The organism is Kitasatospora sp. NPDC059795 (assembly GCF_042732175.1).
In the GTDB taxonomy this organism is placed as follows: Bacteria; Actinomycetota; Actinomycetes; order Streptomycetales; family Streptomycetaceae; genus Kitasatospora.
This window is the reverse complement of record NZ_JBHWID010000004.1, coordinates 301,846-318,171: the sequence shown is the minus strand read 5'-3', so window position 1 is coordinate 318,171 and position 16,326 is coordinate 301,846. Positions and strand designations below refer to the sequence as shown.

12 protein-coding genes are annotated in these 16,326 nt (G+C 73.2%); 8 read left to right on the top strand and 4 right to left on the bottom strand.

Annotated elements, in window-relative coordinates; translation table 11 throughout:
• Positions 1-11: 11 nt before the first annotated feature.
• Entirely contained in the window at positions 12-2,078 is a 2,067-nt protein-coding gene (locus ACFV4P_RS10970) for an alpha-galactosidase (protein WP_380469643.1), read from the bottom strand.
• A gap of 513 nt (positions 2,079-2,591) precedes the next feature.
• Between ACFV4P_RS10970 and ACFV4P_RS10965 the strand changes: the two genes are divergently transcribed.
• From ACFV4P_RS10965 to ACFV4P_RS10950, 4 genes are all read left to right on the top strand, one after another.
• Positions 2,592-3,632, top strand: a complete 1,041-nt coding sequence (locus ACFV4P_RS10965) for a substrate-binding domain-containing protein (protein ID WP_380469641.1) — start codon at positions 2,592-2,594, stop codon at positions 3,630-3,632.
• 65 nt (positions 3,633-3,697) lie between these two features.
• The gene (locus ACFV4P_RS10960) at positions 3,698-5,278 is read left to right on the top strand and encodes a sugar ABC transporter ATP-binding protein (protein WP_380469640.1); all 1,581 of its coding nucleotides are present in this window, start codon (positions 3,698-3,700) and stop codon (positions 5,276-5,278) included.
• Between the two features lie 68 nt (positions 5,279-5,346).
• The gene (locus ACFV4P_RS10955; protein WP_380469638.1) at positions 5,347-6,309 is read left to right on the top strand and encodes an ABC transporter permease; all 963 of its coding nucleotides are present in this window, start codon (positions 5,347-5,349) and stop codon (positions 6,307-6,309) included.
• Positions 6,310-6,481: 172 nt separating this feature from the next.
• Positions 6,482-6,904, top strand: a complete 423-nt coding sequence (locus ACFV4P_RS10950) for a hypothetical protein (RefSeq protein ID WP_380469636.1) — start codon at positions 6,482-6,484, stop codon at positions 6,902-6,904.
• Between the two features lie 105 nt (positions 6,905-7,009).
• Here the strand turns inward: ACFV4P_RS10950 and ACFV4P_RS10945 are convergent, their stop codons facing one another.
• Entirely contained in the window at positions 7,010-9,493 is a 2,484-nt protein-coding gene (locus ACFV4P_RS10945; RefSeq protein ID WP_380469634.1) for an ABC transporter permease, read from the bottom strand.
• A 248-nt stretch (positions 9,494-9,741) separates the two neighbouring features.
• Here ACFV4P_RS10945 and tsaD point away from each other — a divergent pair, with 248 nt between their 5' ends.
• Positions 9,742-10,812 carry a tRNA (adenosine(37)-N6)-threonylcarbamoyltransferase complex transferase subunit TsaD gene (gene tsaD / locus ACFV4P_RS10940; protein ID WP_380469632.1) on the top strand — a complete coding sequence of 357 codons (1,071 nt, stop codon included), beginning with the start codon at positions 9,742-9,744 and terminating at the stop codon, positions 10,810-10,812.
• A gap of 483 nt (positions 10,813-11,295) precedes the next feature.
• Here the strand turns inward: tsaD and ACFV4P_RS10935 are convergent, their stop codons facing one another.
• The gene (locus tag ACFV4P_RS10935; RefSeq protein ID WP_380469630.1) at positions 11,296-11,571 is read right to left on the bottom strand and encodes a hypothetical protein; all 276 of its coding nucleotides are present in this window, start codon (positions 11,569-11,571) and stop codon (positions 11,296-11,298) included.
• A 322-nt stretch (positions 11,572-11,893) separates the two neighbouring features.
• Between ACFV4P_RS10935 and ACFV4P_RS10930 the strand changes: the two genes are divergently transcribed.
• Together ACFV4P_RS10930 and ACFV4P_RS10925 are read left to right on the top strand one after the other, a co-directional pair.
• Complete coding sequence (locus ACFV4P_RS10930; protein ID WP_380469628.1) at positions 11,894-12,394, top strand: FBP domain-containing protein; 501 nt, start codon at positions 11,894-11,896, stop codon at positions 12,392-12,394.
• Positions 12,391-13,800, top strand: coding sequence for a DHA2 family efflux MFS transporter permease subunit (locus ACFV4P_RS10925; RefSeq protein WP_380469627.1), 1,410 nt, complete (start codon positions 12,391-12,393; stop codon positions 13,798-13,800). The genes ACFV4P_RS10930 and ACFV4P_RS10925 overlap by 4 nt, the downstream gene beginning before the upstream one ends.
• Positions 13,801-13,852: 52 nt before the next feature.
• Here ACFV4P_RS10925 and ACFV4P_RS10920 read toward each other — a convergent pair whose 3' ends face one another.
• Positions 13,853-14,428: a TetR/AcrR family transcriptional regulator gene (locus ACFV4P_RS10920; RefSeq protein WP_380469625.1), complete on the bottom strand. Its 576-nt coding sequence runs from the start codon at positions 14,426-14,428 to the stop codon at positions 13,853-13,855.
• Between the two features lie 225 nt (positions 14,429-14,653).
• Here ACFV4P_RS10920 and dacB point away from each other — a divergent pair, with 225 nt between their 5' ends.
• The gene (gene dacB / locus ACFV4P_RS10915; RefSeq protein WP_380469623.1) at positions 14,654-16,234 is read left to right on the top strand and encodes a D-alanyl-D-alanine carboxypeptidase/D-alanyl-D-alanine-endopeptidase; all 1,581 of its coding nucleotides are present in this window, start codon (positions 14,654-14,656) and stop codon (positions 16,232-16,234) included.
• Positions 16,235-16,326 lie beyond the last annotated feature (92 nt).

Sequence of the window (16,326 nt, the reverse complement as noted above, 5' to 3'; positions counted from 1 at the left end):
GGTCCGCCGCGTCAGGACATCAGGCTCCAGGACTGGCCTGCGGCCGATCCGTCGGGCTGGTTGAGGACGACGGCGGACGTGGGCGCGGACTGCGGGGCGTCCAGTGCGAGGCCGGTGGCCACGTTGGTGATGGTCAGCGCACCGGTGGCGGTGTTCTGGACGACGCGCCACTTCTGGTGGGGGCTGTTGGGGTCGTAGCTGTTGAGGACCCACGCCGGGGCGCCGGGCGTGGCCGGTCCGGTCAGGGTGCCGTGGACCTGGGTGTCGGTGTAGCAGTCGTCGGTGATGTGCACCGTGCCGTCGGCGTTGGCGTCGAAGCGCCACCGCTCCGAGGTGTGCCAGTCCCACCAGGTGTTGACGTCGGTGGTCGAGCCGTCGGGGGCGCTGCACGTGCCCCGGACCTCCAGGACCTGGCCGCCGGTGCCGCCGGCGCCGATGCCGTGGTAGCGGCCGTCGCCGATCACCGTCGCGGGGATGGTGCCGGGCAGGGCCTTGAGCCGGTACATGGCCACGCCGTGCGGGGCGACCGAGGCGCCGATCGTGCCGGTGACGTCGCCGGTGGCGCCGGTCCACAGTTCCTTGGCGGAGTAGCCGGGGCCGGTCAGTCCGAGCGCGCTCAGGGTGGTGGAGACGGTCCGGGTGGAGTTCGGGTCCTGGTTGACCAGCAGGACGGCGGTGTCGCCGTTCGCCAGCTGCCGCTTGAGGACCAGCGGGGCGGTGGGGCTGTCCGGCGGGTTGCCGACCAGGGTGGCGGGCTTGGCGAGGCTGTCCTGGTCGACGGCGATGACGTCGGCGTTCTTGTAGATGGCGAGCGCGGAATCGCTGATGCCCGTCGACCAGGTGTAGCCGCTGTCGCTGTGCTGGGAGTCGGCGGCGCTGCGCAGGTCGGCGCCGGAGATCAGCGGGGCGGCCGTCATGGCGAGGATCGACATCTCGCTGCGCGATTCGGTGTCGTTCATCGGCTTGTGGCAGGTGCAGGTGTCGGTGACGCCGTAGAGGCCGTACGGGTCGAGCCAGCCGGCGAACATCATGTCCATGTCGTTCCAGCTGCCGGGCCGGACGTTGCCCGGATACTGGAGCGTGGTCTGCAACTGGCCGTTGTGGAGCACGCCTTCCAGGTCCGGGCCGCGGTCGCCGCCGATCCGGCAGAGGTTCGCGACCTGACCGCACCAGATGCCGGTCGGCGCGTAGCCGGGGGCCTGCCGGGCGGGGGTGCCGGCCGCCCTGATCACCGGGTCGGCGCGGGCGGGGTCGTCACCGGCCAGCAGGTACGGGATGCCGGTGTGCACGGGCTGGGCGGAGACGCTCAGCACGACGCGCGGTCGGCCCTGGGCGGCGGAGGCGGCGTCCAGGGCGTGCTGGAAGTCCTGCGTGCGGGCGTAGAGGGAGCGGGTCAACTCCCGGCCCTCGCCCTGGGTTCCGTAGTTGTACCCGTCCGGACCGGTGATCGGCGGGCCGTAGGGGCAGTCGTCGTACTTGACGAAGTCGACGCCCCAGGCGACGAAGTCGGCGGCATCGGTCGACTCGTGCCCGAGACTGCCCGGGTGCCCCTGGCAGGTGGTGTAGGTGCCGGTGGCGTAGAGGCCGAACTTCATGCCCTTGGTGTGGGCGTACCACGACAGGTACTGGATGCCGTTGAGGGTCTGCCCGTTGACGGTGTGCGCCGGGAAGTGGTTCGGGTCCGGTATCAGGTGTCCCGTCGTCACGTCGAAGCCGCTGCCGTCGGTGCCGCTGGTGGGGTTGCGGTCGGCGTCGTAGAGCTGCATCGCGCCGTAGGAGTTCTTGGCGAAGTCGGTGGTCTGGCCGTCGCGGTGGGACAGCGACCAGCCGTCGTCGATGGTGACGGTGTCGTAGCCGGCCGCCACCAGGCCCTTGGACGCCATGAAGTCGATGGTCTGGACGACCTGCTGCTGGGTCACCCCGGTGCCGAGGGTGTTCCAGGAGTTCCACCCCATCGGCGGGGTGAGGGCGACGCCGTTGTCGAGGGCCGCGGCGGGGGCGGAGGCGGCGACGACGGCCGTGAGGCCGGATGCCGCGAGGGACAACGCCGCAAGGGCGTGCAGCAGGGCACGGGGCATGGATGGACGCATGGGTGGACGCATGGGGGCGCTCCAGGTGAGCGTGCGGGGGAATGGGGGCATGACGGTCGGTTCTGTTGAATCCATCTCCAGAGATCGACGGCTGGAGGAATCTTCAAACAGAAAGCAACACATGGTAGCCAGACCGGAAACAAGCACTCAAGACCCCGAACACGCCTTCTTCACGAAGCTTCAGGCCGAACCGACGCTGCCGCGTCGTCACCGATCGCAGCGGGATGCGCAGGCCACGGCGCCCGCTCCAGCGACCTGATGCTTCGTCAATCACCCGATCCGGACTGAGATGTGGCCGTGTGACCTGGAACCGCCGAGGTGCCGGCGGCATGTGCGACCCACCCGCCCGCCGCACAGAACGTCGCGAGCGGATGTCGATGCGCACGCCCTCTTGACATGCCTGTGCAATGGCACTGTGATATGTCGGGTCGCGTTTGAGCATGTTGGTTTCTGATGGTTTGACGGGCCGTCGGAGCCGGCACGACGAAAAGGAGCACCCTCATGTTCCGTGCCATCGACCGCCGCGCCGCCGCAGGACTCCTGCTCGCCCTGGGCCTGACCACCACCGCCTGCTCCACGGGCCGGGAGTCCACCTCCGGCGCCCCCTCGGTCGCCCCGGTCGGCGGAAAGATCTCGATCACCTACCTGCAGAAGCAGGGCGACCAGGAGTACTTCGTCGGCGAGGCGGCCGGCGCGAGAGCAAAGGCCGCCGAACTGGGCATCGACCTCAAGGTGGTGAACCTCGGCAACGACGCCAACAAGACCGTCAGCGAGGTGCAGTCCGCGATCGCGCAGAAGACCAACGGCGTCATCGTGGTCGTGCCCGACCCGGCCGTCGGCCCGCAGGTCGTGCAGATCGCGAGGGACGCGAAGATCGCCCTGCTCACCTCGGACGACCAGGTCTGCGCCACCGGACCGGACCCGGCGAAGTGCGCCAAGTCCGACCTGGTGCCGCGGATCGGCTTCTCCGGCGCGCAGATGGGCGGCGAGGTCGGCAAGCGCGCCGCCGAGGAGTTCAAGAAGGCCGGCTGGAACGCCGCCGACACCCGGACCGTCTCCGCCTGGAAGCAGGATGTCACCGTCTGCGGCGACCGGGTCAGGGCCGCCAAGGAGGCCTTCGACTCCGCGGTCTCCGGGGTCCGGAACATCGACGTCGCCACCGACAACACCCCGACCGGCGCGCAGGACAAGGTCGCCGCGACGGTCACCGCCAATGCCGGGGTCAGGCACTGGGTGGTCTGGGGCTGCAACGACGAGAACGTCCAGGGCGGCGTCACCGCCCTGCAGAACGCCGGCGTCAGCCCCGACGACATCGACGGCGTGGGCCTCGGCGCCTACCTCGCCTGCAAGGACTGGAGCGGCGGCAAGCCCTCCGGGATGAAGGCCGCCCTGTTCATCAACGGCAGGGACGTCGGCGCACTCGCCGTCCAGACCATGTACGACCGGCTGAGGAACAACAAGGAGATTCCCGCCGAGGCGTTCGCCCCCACCACCATGGTCGACGCCGCCACCTGGAAGAGCGCCGGCGTCACCTGCGGCTGACCGTCCCGCCCTGCGGCCGCCCGGTGGGGCGACCGTCTCCACTCCCTTCCCGAGGTGAACCGGCAGTGAGCAGAGCACACCCCTCGGCCCCGCCCGCCCGACCGCCCGCCGACCCGCCCTCCGCCGCCGGGGCGCGGGTCGAGGGGATCACCAAGCGATTCGGTGCGGTGCAGGCCCTGAACGACGTGACCCTCGACCTCCCCGGCGGCAGCGTCACTGCCCTCATGGGTGAGAACGGGGCCGGCAAGTCGACTCTCCTGAAGATCCTCACCGGCGACCACCGGCCCACCGCGGGACGCGTCCTGCTGGACGGGCGACCGGTCGACCTGCGCTCCCCCGCCGACGCGCGGGCCGCCGGCATCCGGATCATCCCGCAGGAACCCGAGATCGTCCCGCACGTCTCGGTCGCCGAGAACGTCTACACCGGGTCCCTGCCCCGCCGGGCCGGCCGCCGCCTCGACCGGGCCGAGCTGCGCCGCCGGATCACCGCCGACCTCGATCGCCTCGGTTTCGCCGACGTCCTGGAACCCGATCTGCTCGGATCACAACTGACGCCTGCCCAGCGCCAGTTGGTCGAGATCATGCGAGCACTGACCGGCCGGACCGCCGCCCGGGTCATCGCCTTCGACGAGCCGACCTCCTCGCTGTCCGAGCACGAGGTCGACGCGCTGTTCGCACTGATCAACCGCCTGCGCGAGCAGGGCGTCGCCGTCGTCCACGTGTCGCACCGGATGCAGGAGATCTTCCGACTCGCCGACCGCATCGCCGTCCTGCGCGACGGAGCCCTGGTCGGCGTCCAGGACGCCGGGGCCACCAGCGAGAGCGACCTGGTGCGCCTGATGGTCGGCCGCGACCTGTCGACGGTGTTCGTCCGCCGGCCCGTCGTCACCGACCGGGTCGTCCTGGACGTCCGTGACCTGACGACGGACCGGGTGCACGGCATCGACCTGCGCATCCGCGCCGGCGAAGTGGTCGGCCTCGCCGGACTGATCGGCGCCGGACGCTCCGAACTCGCGCTCGCGCTCGCCGGGGACCTGCCGGTCCGCTCCGGCAGCGTCACCCTGGACGGGCGGCCGCTGCCGTCGGGCAACCCCGGAGCGGTGATCCGCGCCGGGCTCGGCCTGGCCCCGGAGGAGCGGAAGGCGCAGGCACTGTTCCTGCACCGCACGATCCGGGACAACACCTCCATCGCGGTACTGGAGCGACTGCGCCGCTTCCGCTTCGTCCGGCGAGGAGCGGAACGCGACCTCGCCCAGGAGTACACCGACCGCCTGCGGGTACGCACCCCGTCCGTCGAGCACGAGGTCCGCAAGCTCTCCGGCGGCAACCAGCAGAAGGTCGTCCTCGCCCGCTGGCTCGCCCGCAAACCCAAGGTGCTGATCCTCGACGAGCCCACCCGCGGCATCGACGTCGGCGCCAAGGCCGAGATCTACCGGATCGTCGCCGACCTCGCCGAACAGGGCGTCGCGCTGCTGGTGATCTCCTCCGAACTGCCCGAACTGCTCGGCCTCGCCGACCGGATCGTCGTCATGCAGAACGGCCGCACCACCGGCGAGCTGAACCGTGCGGAAGCCACCGAGGAGGCCGTCCTCGCCCTCGCGATGGCCGATGACATCAGCCCGAGCGCCCCGGGAGCGACCTCATGACAGCCGCCACCACACCGCCTGCCGTCTCCGACCACGGAGGCCGGCGCCGGCCCGCCGCAAGGATTCCTGTGCTGAGCGCCGTCGGCGGACAGAACCTCAGCCTGATCGGCGCCCTGGTCGCGGTCCTCACCGTCTTCGGCCTCCTCAACGACAACTACCTCAGCCTCACCAACATGCAGGTGATCGCCGAGGCCGCCACCATCACCGGCCTGCTCGCCGTCGTCCAGACCGTCGTCATCATCTGCGGCGGGCTCGACATCTCGGTCGGCTCCCAGGCCGGTGTCGCCTCCGTCGTCAGCGCCATGGCCTTCACCTCGGCCGGCTCCAACGCCTTCGCGGGCATGGCCGCCGCCGTCGCCGTCGGCCTGCTGATCGGCGTCCTCAACGGCGCGGTCATCGTGTACGGCCGGGTCAACCCCACCATCGCCACCCTCGCCGGCCTCGCCGCCTACAAGGGCCTCGCCCAACTCCTCTCCGACGGCCGGGCCCAGGGCTACGTCCTCAACGACGCCGTCTTCGTCTTCCTCGGCCGGGGCAGGATCGCAGGACTCCCGGTCATGGTCTGGATCCTGATCGTCGTCGCCCTCGCCGTCCACGTCCTGCTCACCCGCACCGACATCGGCCGCAACATCTACGCCATCGGCGGCAACGACACCGCCGCCCGACTCGCCGGCATCAACATCAACAAGTACCTGGTCGCCGTCTACGCCCTCGTCGGCGCCGTCGCCGCCGTCGCCGGCATCCTGCTCACCGCCCGCACCGGCAGCGGGCAGCCCACCTCCGGCAGCGAAGGCCTCGAACTCAAGGCCATCACCGCCTCCGCCCTCGGCGGCTGCGCCCTCAAGGGCGGCAAGGGCGCCGTCGGCGGCACGCTCCTCGCCGTCGCCCTGCTCGGCGCTCTTGAGAACGGGCTCACCGTCCAGGGCATCAACTCCTTCTGGCAGAACGTCGCCCAGGGCACGCTGCTCGTGGTCGCGGTCGTCATCCAGCAACGCCGCACCGGGGAACGCGCCGTCGGCCTCCCCGCCTGACCCGGGCCGCACCACCGTTTCCCCAGGCCGATCGGGGGTGTGTCGCGGCGCTCCGCGAGGCCCCGCACCGGCACTATGTGTGCGACCGATCTGTGGCGCGGTACCTGGTCGAGGGCGTTGGGTCTGCCGGGGCCGGTGCGCGCCGTTCCCGTACGAGGGGCACCGAGACGCTGTGGGCATCCGTCGAGTCTTCACCTGCTGTGCCGTTTCCGTCCTGCTGGCGGCCGGGCCGTCGATCCCGGCCGCCGGGGCGGACGAACCCGATCCGAACGATCCGGAGGGCAGTGTCGCGCTGGAGAGCCTGGACTACCAGGCGGGCGACCTCGTCACGGCGGTGGTCTCGTACAGCTGCCTGCCCGACACGGCGAGGTCGCTGGTGGTCGGGTACGAGGAGGAGTTGGACTCCGGGGACGAGGCGGCCGGGAGTGCCTCGGTCGAGGACCTCACCTGCGACGACACCGTGCAGACCGTGACGGTGGACATCCCGAGGAGCGACGGCGGTGCGGACTTCGAGGAGCCGCTCGACGGGCAGGTCGTCCTCGTGCTGACCGGGGACGACACGCCGGTCGTCGAGGTCAAGGCGATGTACAAGTAGCCCGGCCCCGCGTGCGCCGCGTGGAGGCGCGGCGCACCCGGGAAGCTCGAACGTGCCTCGCACAAGACCGGACCGAACGCCGGAATGTGACGCCGGGCCAGGCGGTCAGCTCGCGTGCAGGGCGGTGACCACGGTCATCCGGCCGACCCGGCGGGCGGGCAGCACGGCGGCGGCGAGGCCGGTCAGGACCGTCAGGGCGAGGGCCGCGAGGATCAGCAGGACCGGCGGGGCGCCGGCCGTGCCGACCGTCGAGGTGACCGAGCGGGCGGCCGCCCAGCCGTAGCCGAGGCCGAGGGCGGTGCCGGCCAGGGCGGCGGCGAGGGACAGCAGGAGGGCCTCCAGGGTGAGCATGCGGCGCAGCTGGCGGCGGGACATGCCGATGGCGCGGAGCATGCCGATCTCGCGGGCGCGTTCGCTGACGCTGAGCATCAGGGTGGCGGCGACGCCGAGGCCGGCGATGGCGACGGAGAAGGACAGCAGGGCCATGCTGACCTGGGTCATCCGGTCGAGCAGGGAGCGCAGGGTCTGGGCCTGGGCGGCGGTGTCGGTGACCTGGATCTGCGGGTGGCCGGTCAGCGCCCGGTCGACGGCGCGGCGGGCGGCGGGCCGGTCGGCGCCGTCGGCGGGGCTGATCCAGACCGTGGTGACGGCGGGTCCGGGGGCGATGCGCTCCAGGGTCGCCGGGGTGACCAGCAGGAAGGCGCCGCTCTGGAGCGTGAACGGCAGGCTGCTGCGGCCGGGTTCGATCCGCAGGGTGGTGGCGGGCCGGCCCGGCGCGCTGATCCGGACGTTCTGCCGTCCGTCGGCGAGGCCGCCGAGGGCGGTGTCGTCGGTCAGCTCGCGGGCCCGCTCGACGTCGTCGGCGCGGGAGTTGAGCCGGGTCGGGTCGACGGCGGCCACCAGCGTCGGGCGTCCGTCGACGTCGACGGTGGCCGAGCGGACGGGGGTGACGGCGAGTTCGGGCTGCTCGCCGAGGGCGGTGAGCGCCCGGGCGGGCAGCGCGCCGCCGGTGGCGGCGGTGGCGGAGAAGACGGCGGGTTGGCGGGCGGAGACCACCGGCACCAGCGAGTCGGAGGTGACGGTCAGGGCGGTGACGGCGCCGACCATCACGGTGACACCGAGCAGCAGCGCGGAGCCGGTGGTGCCGGTGCGGGCCGGGTTGAGTCGCAGCTGCTGGGTGGCGAGCCGGCCCGCGGTGCCGCCGAGTCGGCGGGCGGGGGCGCCGAGCGCGGCGACCACGGCGGGCAGCAGCCGGTGGCTGAGCCGCAGCACCCCGAAGAAGCTGCCGATCGCGCCGAGCGTGACGGCGAGCAGCGACATCGGCGGCGGGGCCAGCACGCCCAGGGCCAGCAGGGCGGCGCCGCCGATCAGCAGCACGCCGGACCACACGGCGCCGCGCAGCCGGGCCGCGGCGTCGGCGACCTGGTGGGCGCCGCCGAGTGCGGCCACCGGCGGCACCGCCGAGGCCTGCTTCGCCGGGCCGCGGACGGCCAGCAGGGTGAGCAGCACGCCGAACAGGCCGGCCAGCACGCAGGTGAGCGGGGCGGGCAGCAGGTGCAGGTGGACGGGCCCGAGGTCGGCGTACCGGGCGAGGCCGGTCGCGGCCGCGCAGAGCCCGACGCCGAGGAGCACGCCGCCGGCCGAGGCGCCGATGCCGAGCAGCAGGCCCTGGCGTCGGATCAGCCGGCGGATCTGGGCGCGGTCGGCTCCCACGCAGCGCAGCAGGGCGAGTTGGCGGGTGCGCTGCGCCAGCATGACGGAGAAGGTGTTGCTGACGACCATCCGCGCGACCGCGAGGGCGATCAGGACGAAGGACAGTGCGGCGATCAGGACCACCCCGTAGAGGGTCGTGCTCTGCCGGGTCGCCTCGGTCACGGACGCCGCCCGGGTGCGGATCTCGGGGCCGTCGCCGAGGGCGGCGCGCAGGGCCTCGGCGGTGTGCGCGCGGGAGGCCCCGGGCTGGAGCCGGACGTCCAGTTGGGCCGCGGTGACGGCCGCGGCGTACTGCTCCACGGCGCTGTCCGGGACGCCGATGATCGGGTGCCCGGCGAGGCTGGGCGCGCCGCGGCCGTCCAGGGTGCCGACCAGGTGGGCGGTGACGGTGGTGCCGTCGGCCCGGTGGAGTCGGACGTTCGAGCCGGGCGTGACGTCGAGGCGGTGCGCGGTGTCGGTGTCGAGCAGCACGTCGTCGGGTGCGCCCGGCCACCGGCCCTCGTCGAGCAGTTGCCAGCGCAGGGCCGGGTCGGCGGCGACGGACGTCACGGTCGCGCCGTCGAGCTGCTGCCCGTCCGCGCCGGAGAGCGCGCCCCGGCCGGTCAGGCGGAGCGCCGCGTCGGCCACTCCGGTGACCTGTCGGGCCCGGGCGGCCGTGGCGGCGTCGATCCCGCCGTTCGCGGCGGGCCTGGTGATCTGGATGTCGGCGGGTCCGACCTCGGCGGCCGCGGTCTGGCTGAACGAGTCCACCAGTGCGCCGCTTCCGCTGACGGAGGCGATCAGGAAGGCCACCCCCAGGGCGATCGCGGCGCCGCTGAGCACCAGCTGTCGCAGTTGCCCGCGCAGCTCGGCCACGGTGTATCGGTACGTCGTCATCAGTCCTCGGTCCTCGGTTCCCGCCCTCCCCTGACCTGCGGTGATGTGTCGTCGGGGGCTGGGGACGAGCCTAGGGAGGGCGACGGCGCGGGCCATCCGTTCCCGGTAGCAAGCTTGATCAGCCTGCCGGGCGAGGACGCCGTCGGGCTCCTCCTCCTGTGGAGGTACGACGCCCCCGACCAGGCCCGCGCCGGACTTGTTGCACACTATGTGCAACTGCAAATCTGATGCGAGAGTGGTGCGGGCCGATGCCGGAGTCGCCGGTGGTGCTGGGAATCGAGTCGTCCTGCGACGAGACGGGGGCCGGGCTGGTCCGGGACGGGGTGCTGCTCGGGCAGGCGGTCGCGTCGAGCATGGACGAGCACGCCCGGTACGGCGGAGTGGTGCCGGAGATCGCCGCCCGCGCGCACGTGCACGCGATGGCGCCGGTGGTGCGGGAGGCGCTGGACCGGGCCGAGCTCACCCTCGGGGACGTGGGGGCGGTCGCCGTGACCACCGGCCCGGGGCTCTCGGGGGCCCTCCAGGTCGGGGTGGCCGCGGCGAAGAGCTACGCGTTCTCGCTCGGGGTGCCGCTGTACGGCGTCCACCACCTGGCCGGGCACGTGGCCGCAGCAAGCCTGACGGGCGGGCCGCTGCCGAACCCGTGCGTGGTGCTGATCGTCTCCGGCGGCCACACCTCGCTGCTGCTGGTGCGCGACCTGGCCCGCGACCCGATCGTGCACCTCGGCGACACCCTGGACGACGCGGCCGGCGAATGCTTCGACAAGACCGCCCGCATCCTCGGCCTGCCCTACCCCGGCGGGCCCGCCATCGACCGGGCCGCCCGGGACGGCGACCCGCGCGCGGTGCGACTGCCGCGGCCCCTCACCGGCGCCGGCGACGCCCCGTACGCCTTCTCCTTCTCCGGACTGAAGACGGCCGCCGCCCGCTGGGTGGAGGGCCACCACGCCGCCGGCACCGAGCCGCGCGTGCCGGACGCGGCCGCCTCGCTGCAGGAGGCGATCGCCGACACCCTGACCCGCAAGGCCGTCCGGGCCTGCACCGACCACGGCATCGGCACCCTGGTGGTGGTCGGCGGCGTCGCCGCCAACTCCCGGATCCGGGCCCTGACCGAGCAGCGCTGCGCCGCCGCCGGGATCGCACTGCGGGTGCCGCCACTGGCGCTCTGCACGGACAACGGGGCGATGGTCGCCGCGATCGGCGACCTCCTGGTCCGCGCCGGGGCCGAGCCCGCACCGCTGGACGTGTCGATCGACCCGTCCGCACCACTGGAGTACGCCGCCCTGGCACCGCGCCCGCGGGCCCGCCGCGCGGCCTGAGTCGGCCGCTCAACCCCGCTGCGGCGAAGGCGATTTCGGCGTCCCACCGGTGGACGGGGGCGGGCCGTCGGGGGCGGAGAACGCCGTCGGGTCGAGGGGCCGACCGAGCGATCCCGCCGGTGGAGGCAGTTCGAGGGGCGCCGGTGACGGACCGGGCGGCGAGGCCGGGCCGATCCGTCCGGCAGGGGCGCAGGCGAGGCCCGGTCTGCCGAGCGCTCCGCCGGCCGGATGCGGGACGGCGGACGGTCGCGGCGATCCGGGGCGCGATGAGCAGCGAGTTCGGCGAGCTCCCCGCGAGATCGCCGCTCCCGCCCCGCGTCCGTCCGGACGGCTCGGCGGCCCGGCGCGGCGTCATGCGGCTGCCGTTCCGCTTCCGCGCGGCGCCCGGGCACGGCAAAGCGCCGGCCGCGAGAGAGCGGCCGGCGCTGGGGTTGGTGCGGGGAGGAGGGCTGGGACGGCCCTCCTCCCGGTCAGGCCGGGGTCTTACCAGTTCGCGCCGGACTCGGTGAGCGAACCGGAGACGCCGTCGTCGTCCGCGAAGGCGAAGCCGGTGAAGTGCTCCACGCTGTTCTCGGTGACCTCGGAGCCGGTGGCGGAGATGCCGGCGCCGACCTCGTTGGCGACGAAGTTGCCGGTGACGAAGTGCGCACTCGGCTCTTCGCCCATGCCGCCCTCGTGGGCAGCGGCCAGGCCGGCGCAGCCGAGCAGGACGGGAGCGGCGAGACCGAGGGCGGCGACAGTGCGGGTGATTGCACGCATGAAAACAATCCTTCCGAAACGGAATCAACTTGGGGAGCAGTGGGCTTCCCTGCACTCCAAGAGACCCGACCCCGCACCCGGCGGCCAGTCGGGAGGAGCCGATTGCTCCCCATGGCCGAGCAGCCCGATCCGGGGGGTTTCGACGGCCCGTCACCTCCTGTCGAGCCCTCCGGCACTCCGGTCGAGACTGACTCAACTGCGCGGCACTGGAAGGGAGTTCGAGTGCTGAATCGATCGACCCGGAGGGCAGGTCGGTTGGCGCGAACGCACGCCTAGGATACCTTGGCTCAAAACTAGTAGCCCTAGGGAGAGTGGGGAAACCATGCGGTCGCTGACCGAGCCGGAGATCCGGGCGTCGTTCGTCAACTGCACCAAGGGGGAAGCGAGTCGGGCCCGGTTACCGCGCGGGATCGACGAGCTGGACTGGGCCGGGCTGGACTTTTTGGGCTGGCGGGAGCCAGGTGCCCCCGAGCGGGGGTACCTGGTGGCCGAGTTCGGGGGGCGGGTGGTCGGAGTGGCCCTGCGGCCGGCCCAGCGGCCCGGCGCGGGGCGCGGCGGGGCGATGTGCTCGATCTGCCTGACCGCCCATCCGGCATCGGGGGTGGCGCTGATGACGGCGCGTCGGGCGGGCCGGGGCTCGGTCGAGGAGTACGCCTCGGCGGGCGAGTACTTCTGCAGCGACCTGGCGTGCCCGCTGTACGTGCGGGGCCGTCGGCGGGCGGCCGCGGGCGGGGCGCGAATGTCGGAGAGCCTGGACGCCGAGCAGCGGGTGGCCCGACTGCGGACGAACCTGGCCGGGTTCATCGGGCGGGTCGTCCGATGAGGGGGAGCTCGGCGGGGCAGCCGGAGGAGCGGGAGCCGCTCGGCGGTCCGGTGGTGCGGGCGGCGCTGGTGCTGGCGGCGGGCGCGTTCGTCGCGCTGCTGGACACCACGGTGGTGGGGGTGGCGCTGGAGTCGTTGGCGCGCCGCTTCGGCGCGGGCCCGGCGCAGGTGCAGTGGGTGGCGACCGCGTACCTGCTGGCGATGTCGGCGGTGATTCCGGCGACGGGGTGGGCGGCGCGGCGGTTCGGGGCGGTGGCCTGTTGGACGGCGTCGGCGGCGGTGTTCCTGCTGGGGTCGGTGCTGTGCGGGCTGGCCTGGTCGCTGGGGTCGCTGGTGGCGTTCCGGGTGGTGCAGGGGTTGGGCGCGGGGATGCTGTTCCCGCTGATGCGGATCCTGGTGGTGGAGGTGGCCGGCCCGGCGCGGATGGGCCGGACGATGGCGCTGATCGCGGTGCCGGTGCTGCTGGCGCCGGTCGCGGGGCCGGTGGTGGGCGGGGCGCTGGTCCAGGGCCATTCGTGGCGGTGGGTGTTCCTGCTGAACGTCCCGGTGTGCCTGGCGGTCGCGGTGCTGTCGCCGCTGCTGATGCGCAATCGGCGGGATGCCGCGCCGGGGCGGCTGGACCTGGCGGGCCTGGTGACGGTGAGCGGCGGGCTGACGGCGGCGGTGCTCGGGTTCGTCCGGCTCGGCGGGGGTGCGTCGGCGGGCGGGCCTCGGGTGCTGGTGCCGCTGCTGGCGGCGGCGGTGCTGCTGACGGCGCACGGGGTGCTGGCGCGTCGGCGGGCGGGTGACCGGGTGGTGGACTTCGCGCTGTTCCGGGACCGCGCGTTCACCGCGTCGGCCTCGGTGTCGCTGCTGAACAGCTTCGGCCTGTACGGGGCGGTGGTGCTGGTGCCGCTGTTCTTCCAACAGGCCGGTGGCCGGGGCCCGTTGACGGCCGGCCTGGTGATGGTCGCGCAGGGCGCGGGGGCGGGTGTCGCGGTGCTGCTGGTCGGGCGGGTGATCGACGCCCGGAGCAATCCGCGGGCACTGGTGCTGGCCGGGCTGGCGCTGGTGGCGGCGGGCCTGGCGGTGTTCGCCCGGGCCGGCAGCGCGGAGCCGGGGGTGGTGCTGCTGGCGGCGCTGTTCGCGCAGGGGGTCGGCCTGGCGCTGGCGGCCTCGCCGGTGATGGTGACGCTCTACCACTCGCTGCCGCCGGCCGCGGTGCCCGCCGCGACCACCGCGAACGCGGTCGCCCAGCAGTTGGGCGCGGCGGCCGGCACCACGGTGGTGGCGCTGGTGCTGGCGCACGCCTCGCACGGGGGCGCGGGGACGGTCGCGGCGTTCCGCGCCGTGTTCGCGGTGGCGCTGGGGTTCGTGCTGCTGACGGCGCTCCCGGCGGCGTTCCTGCCCACGGGACAGAAGGGTTAGTGCCGCGGCAGGCAGCCTTTGCGCGACGGGGCGAAGGTTGCCTGCCGCGGCACTAGACGGTGCGGGGCCAGTTCTCCAGCAGTTGGTGGAGGCCGGCCACGATCCGCTGCCAGGAGCCGTCCGCGCCGCGCGGGTGGTGGAAGCCGCCGTTGGCCTCGATGCCGATGAAGCCGTGGAAGGTGGAGCGCAGCAGGCGGACGGCGTCGGTCTGGTCGGGTTCTTCGAGGCGGTAGTGGCGCATCAGCGCGTAGGTCAGTTCGATCGTCCGCGCGAGGGCGTCGGTGTCTTCGAAGTCGGCCGGGTCCAGGCGGAGTTGGGTGGCGGCGTAGCGGCCGGGGTGCTGTTGGGCGTACGTCCGGTAGGCGTCGGCGAAGGCGGTGAGGGCGTCGGCGCCGGAGCGGCCGGCGAGGGCACTCGCGATGCGGTCGTTGAGCTCTTCGGTGGCGAGCAGGGCGACCCGGGTGCGGATCTCCTGGAGGCTCTTGACGTGCGAGTAGAGGCTGGCGTCCTTGACGCCGAAGCCGCGGGCGAGGGCGGAGGCGGTGACCTTGTCGATGCCGACCCGGTCGGCGAGTTCGGCGGCGGCGCGGGTGATCCGTTCGACCGTCAGTCCGGCGTGCGCGCCCATGTTTCCCGTCCCGAACCTTGATCCGCCGAAGCCCCGCGTCAGTGTATCGGGGTGGAATGAACGGGTTCGGGCGTGACGTTTCGGGGGTGGTGGGACGTCAAGGGGGTGGGGCCCAAGGGGGCTGGGGCGTAGATCATTTGAATTACCATCAGATGGTAATGTTCCGGACAAACGGGGGCGTGGGTGACGCACGTACCCCGGCCGATCCGCACCCTGGAGCCACCCGTGTCCGCACGCCCGTTCCGCCGCAGTCTGCCGCTCGCGGCCGCGGTCCTCGCCGCCTCCCTGATCGCCGTCTCGGCGCAGGCCGACGACCCGGCGCCGGCCGATGCCACACTGACCGCCGATCTCAACACGCTGCTCGCCGACCCCCGGCTGGCCAACGCCCAGGCCGGTGTCGAGGTGCTGGACGCCACCACCGGCGAGGTGCTGTACGCCCGGCAGCCGCAGGCGCTGTTCACCCCGGCGTCCACCCTGAAGACCGTGACCTCGACCGCGGCGCTCGACCTGCTGGGCGCGGACTACCGGTTCACCACCGAGGTCCGCACCGTCGGCAAGACCTACGGCGACACCCTGGTCGGCGACCTGGTGCTGAAGGGCGGCGGCGACCCGAGCCTGCTGGCGCAGGACCTCGACGACCTGGCGGCGAAGGTCGCGGCGACCGGCGTCACCACCGTCACCGGCCGGGTGCTGGCCGACAGCACCCGCTACGACGCGACGCCGCTCGGCCCGGGCTGGGCCTGGGACGACGAGGCGTACTCGTACAGCCCGCAGATATCCGGGCTGACCGTCGCCAACGACGCCGAGTACATGATGGACACCGTCCGGGTGACGGTCACTCCGGGCGCGGCGGGCGAGAACGCCAAGGTGACGCTGAACCCGGCCGAGGCGCCGATGAAGTTCACCGGCACGGTCGCCACCGGCGCGGCCGGCAGCGGTTCGAGCGTCGGCGTGGACCGCCGCCACGGCAGCAACGACGTGGCGCTGTCCGGCAGCATCCCGAGCGGCAGCGCGCCGGTCACCTCCTGGCTGACGGTCGACAACCCCGGCACGTACGCCGGCCAGGTGTTCGCGGGCGCGCTGGCCAAGCACGGCGTGAAGGTGGTGCGCGGGGTGCAGGCGGCCGCCGGGTCGGAGACCTCGCAGCCGCTCGCCGAGCACAGCTCGAAGACCCTCGCCGAGCTGATCGTCCCGATGCTGAAGATCAGCAACAACGGCATCGCCGAGCACCTGACCAAGGAGATCGGCAAGGTCAAGGGCGGCCGCGGCGACTGGGCGACCGGCATCAACCAGGTCAACGCCTTCCTGAAGGCGAACAACATCACCGGCCCGACCACCCGCCAGGTGGACGGCTCCGGCCTGTCCCGCTACGACCTGACCACCCCCGCGAAGATGGCGGACCTGCTGAAGGTCGCGCAGACCAAGCCGTGGTTCGACGCCTGGTACAACGCGCTGCCGGTGGCGGGCAACCCGGACCGGATGGTCGGCGGCACCCTGGCCGCCCGGATGCGCGGCACCAAGGCCGAGAACAACGTGCACGCCAAGAGCGGCTCGATGGGCGGCGTCGACAACCTGCTCGGCTACGCGACCGCGCCCGACGGCCGCAAGCTGGCGTTCGTCGTGATGGTCAACAACTACGCCGGCACCAGCCCGCGTCCGGTGGTCGACGCGATCGCCGTCCGGCTGGCCGCCGGGCCCGCCGCCACCGCCCAGCTGAAGTCCAAGTCGCTGGTCGCGCCCACCGGTTCGGGCGACAACGCCACCGGCACCCGCTGGGAGGACTGCGAGACGCTGGCGCACTGCTGACGCCTGCCGACTGCTCGTCACCACGGGCCCTGCCGCGCTGCGGTGGGGCCCGTGGGCGTTTCCGGGGCGTTCCGGGAGCCTTCTGCGGGCGG

Excerpts from the sequence above, each read along its gene's own strand:
- ACFV4P_RS10925 (WP_380469627.1), top strand. The coding sequence starts at position 12,391 with ATGAGGGGGAGCTCGGCGGGGCAGCCGGAGGAGCGGGAGCCGCTCGGC.
- tsaD (WP_380469632.1), top strand. The coding sequence starts at position 9,742 with ATGCCGGAGTCGCCGGTGGTGCTGGGAATCGAGTCGTCCTGCGACGAG.
- ACFV4P_RS10965 (WP_380469641.1), top strand. The coding sequence starts at position 2,592 with ATGTTCCGTGCCATCGACCGCCGCGCCGCCGCAGGACTCCTGCTCGCC.
- ACFV4P_RS10935 (WP_380469630.1), bottom strand. The coding sequence starts at position 11,571 with ATGCGTGCAATCACCCGCACTGTCGCCGCCCTCGGTCTCGCCGCTCCC.
- ACFV4P_RS10930 (WP_380469628.1), top strand. The coding sequence starts at position 11,894 with ATGCGGTCGCTGACCGAGCCGGAGATCCGGGCGTCGTTCGTCAACTGC.
- ACFV4P_RS10970 (WP_380469643.1), bottom strand. The coding sequence starts at position 2,078 with ATGCCCCGTGCCCTGCTGCACGCCCTTGCGGCGTTGTCCCTCGCGGCA.
- ACFV4P_RS10945 (WP_380469634.1), bottom strand. The coding sequence starts at position 9,493 with ATGACGACGTACCGATACACCGTGGCCGAGCTGCGCGGGCAACTGCGA.
- ACFV4P_RS10920 (WP_380469625.1), bottom strand. The coding sequence starts at position 14,428 with ATGGGCGCGCACGCCGGACTGACGGTCGAACGGATCACCCGCGCCGCC.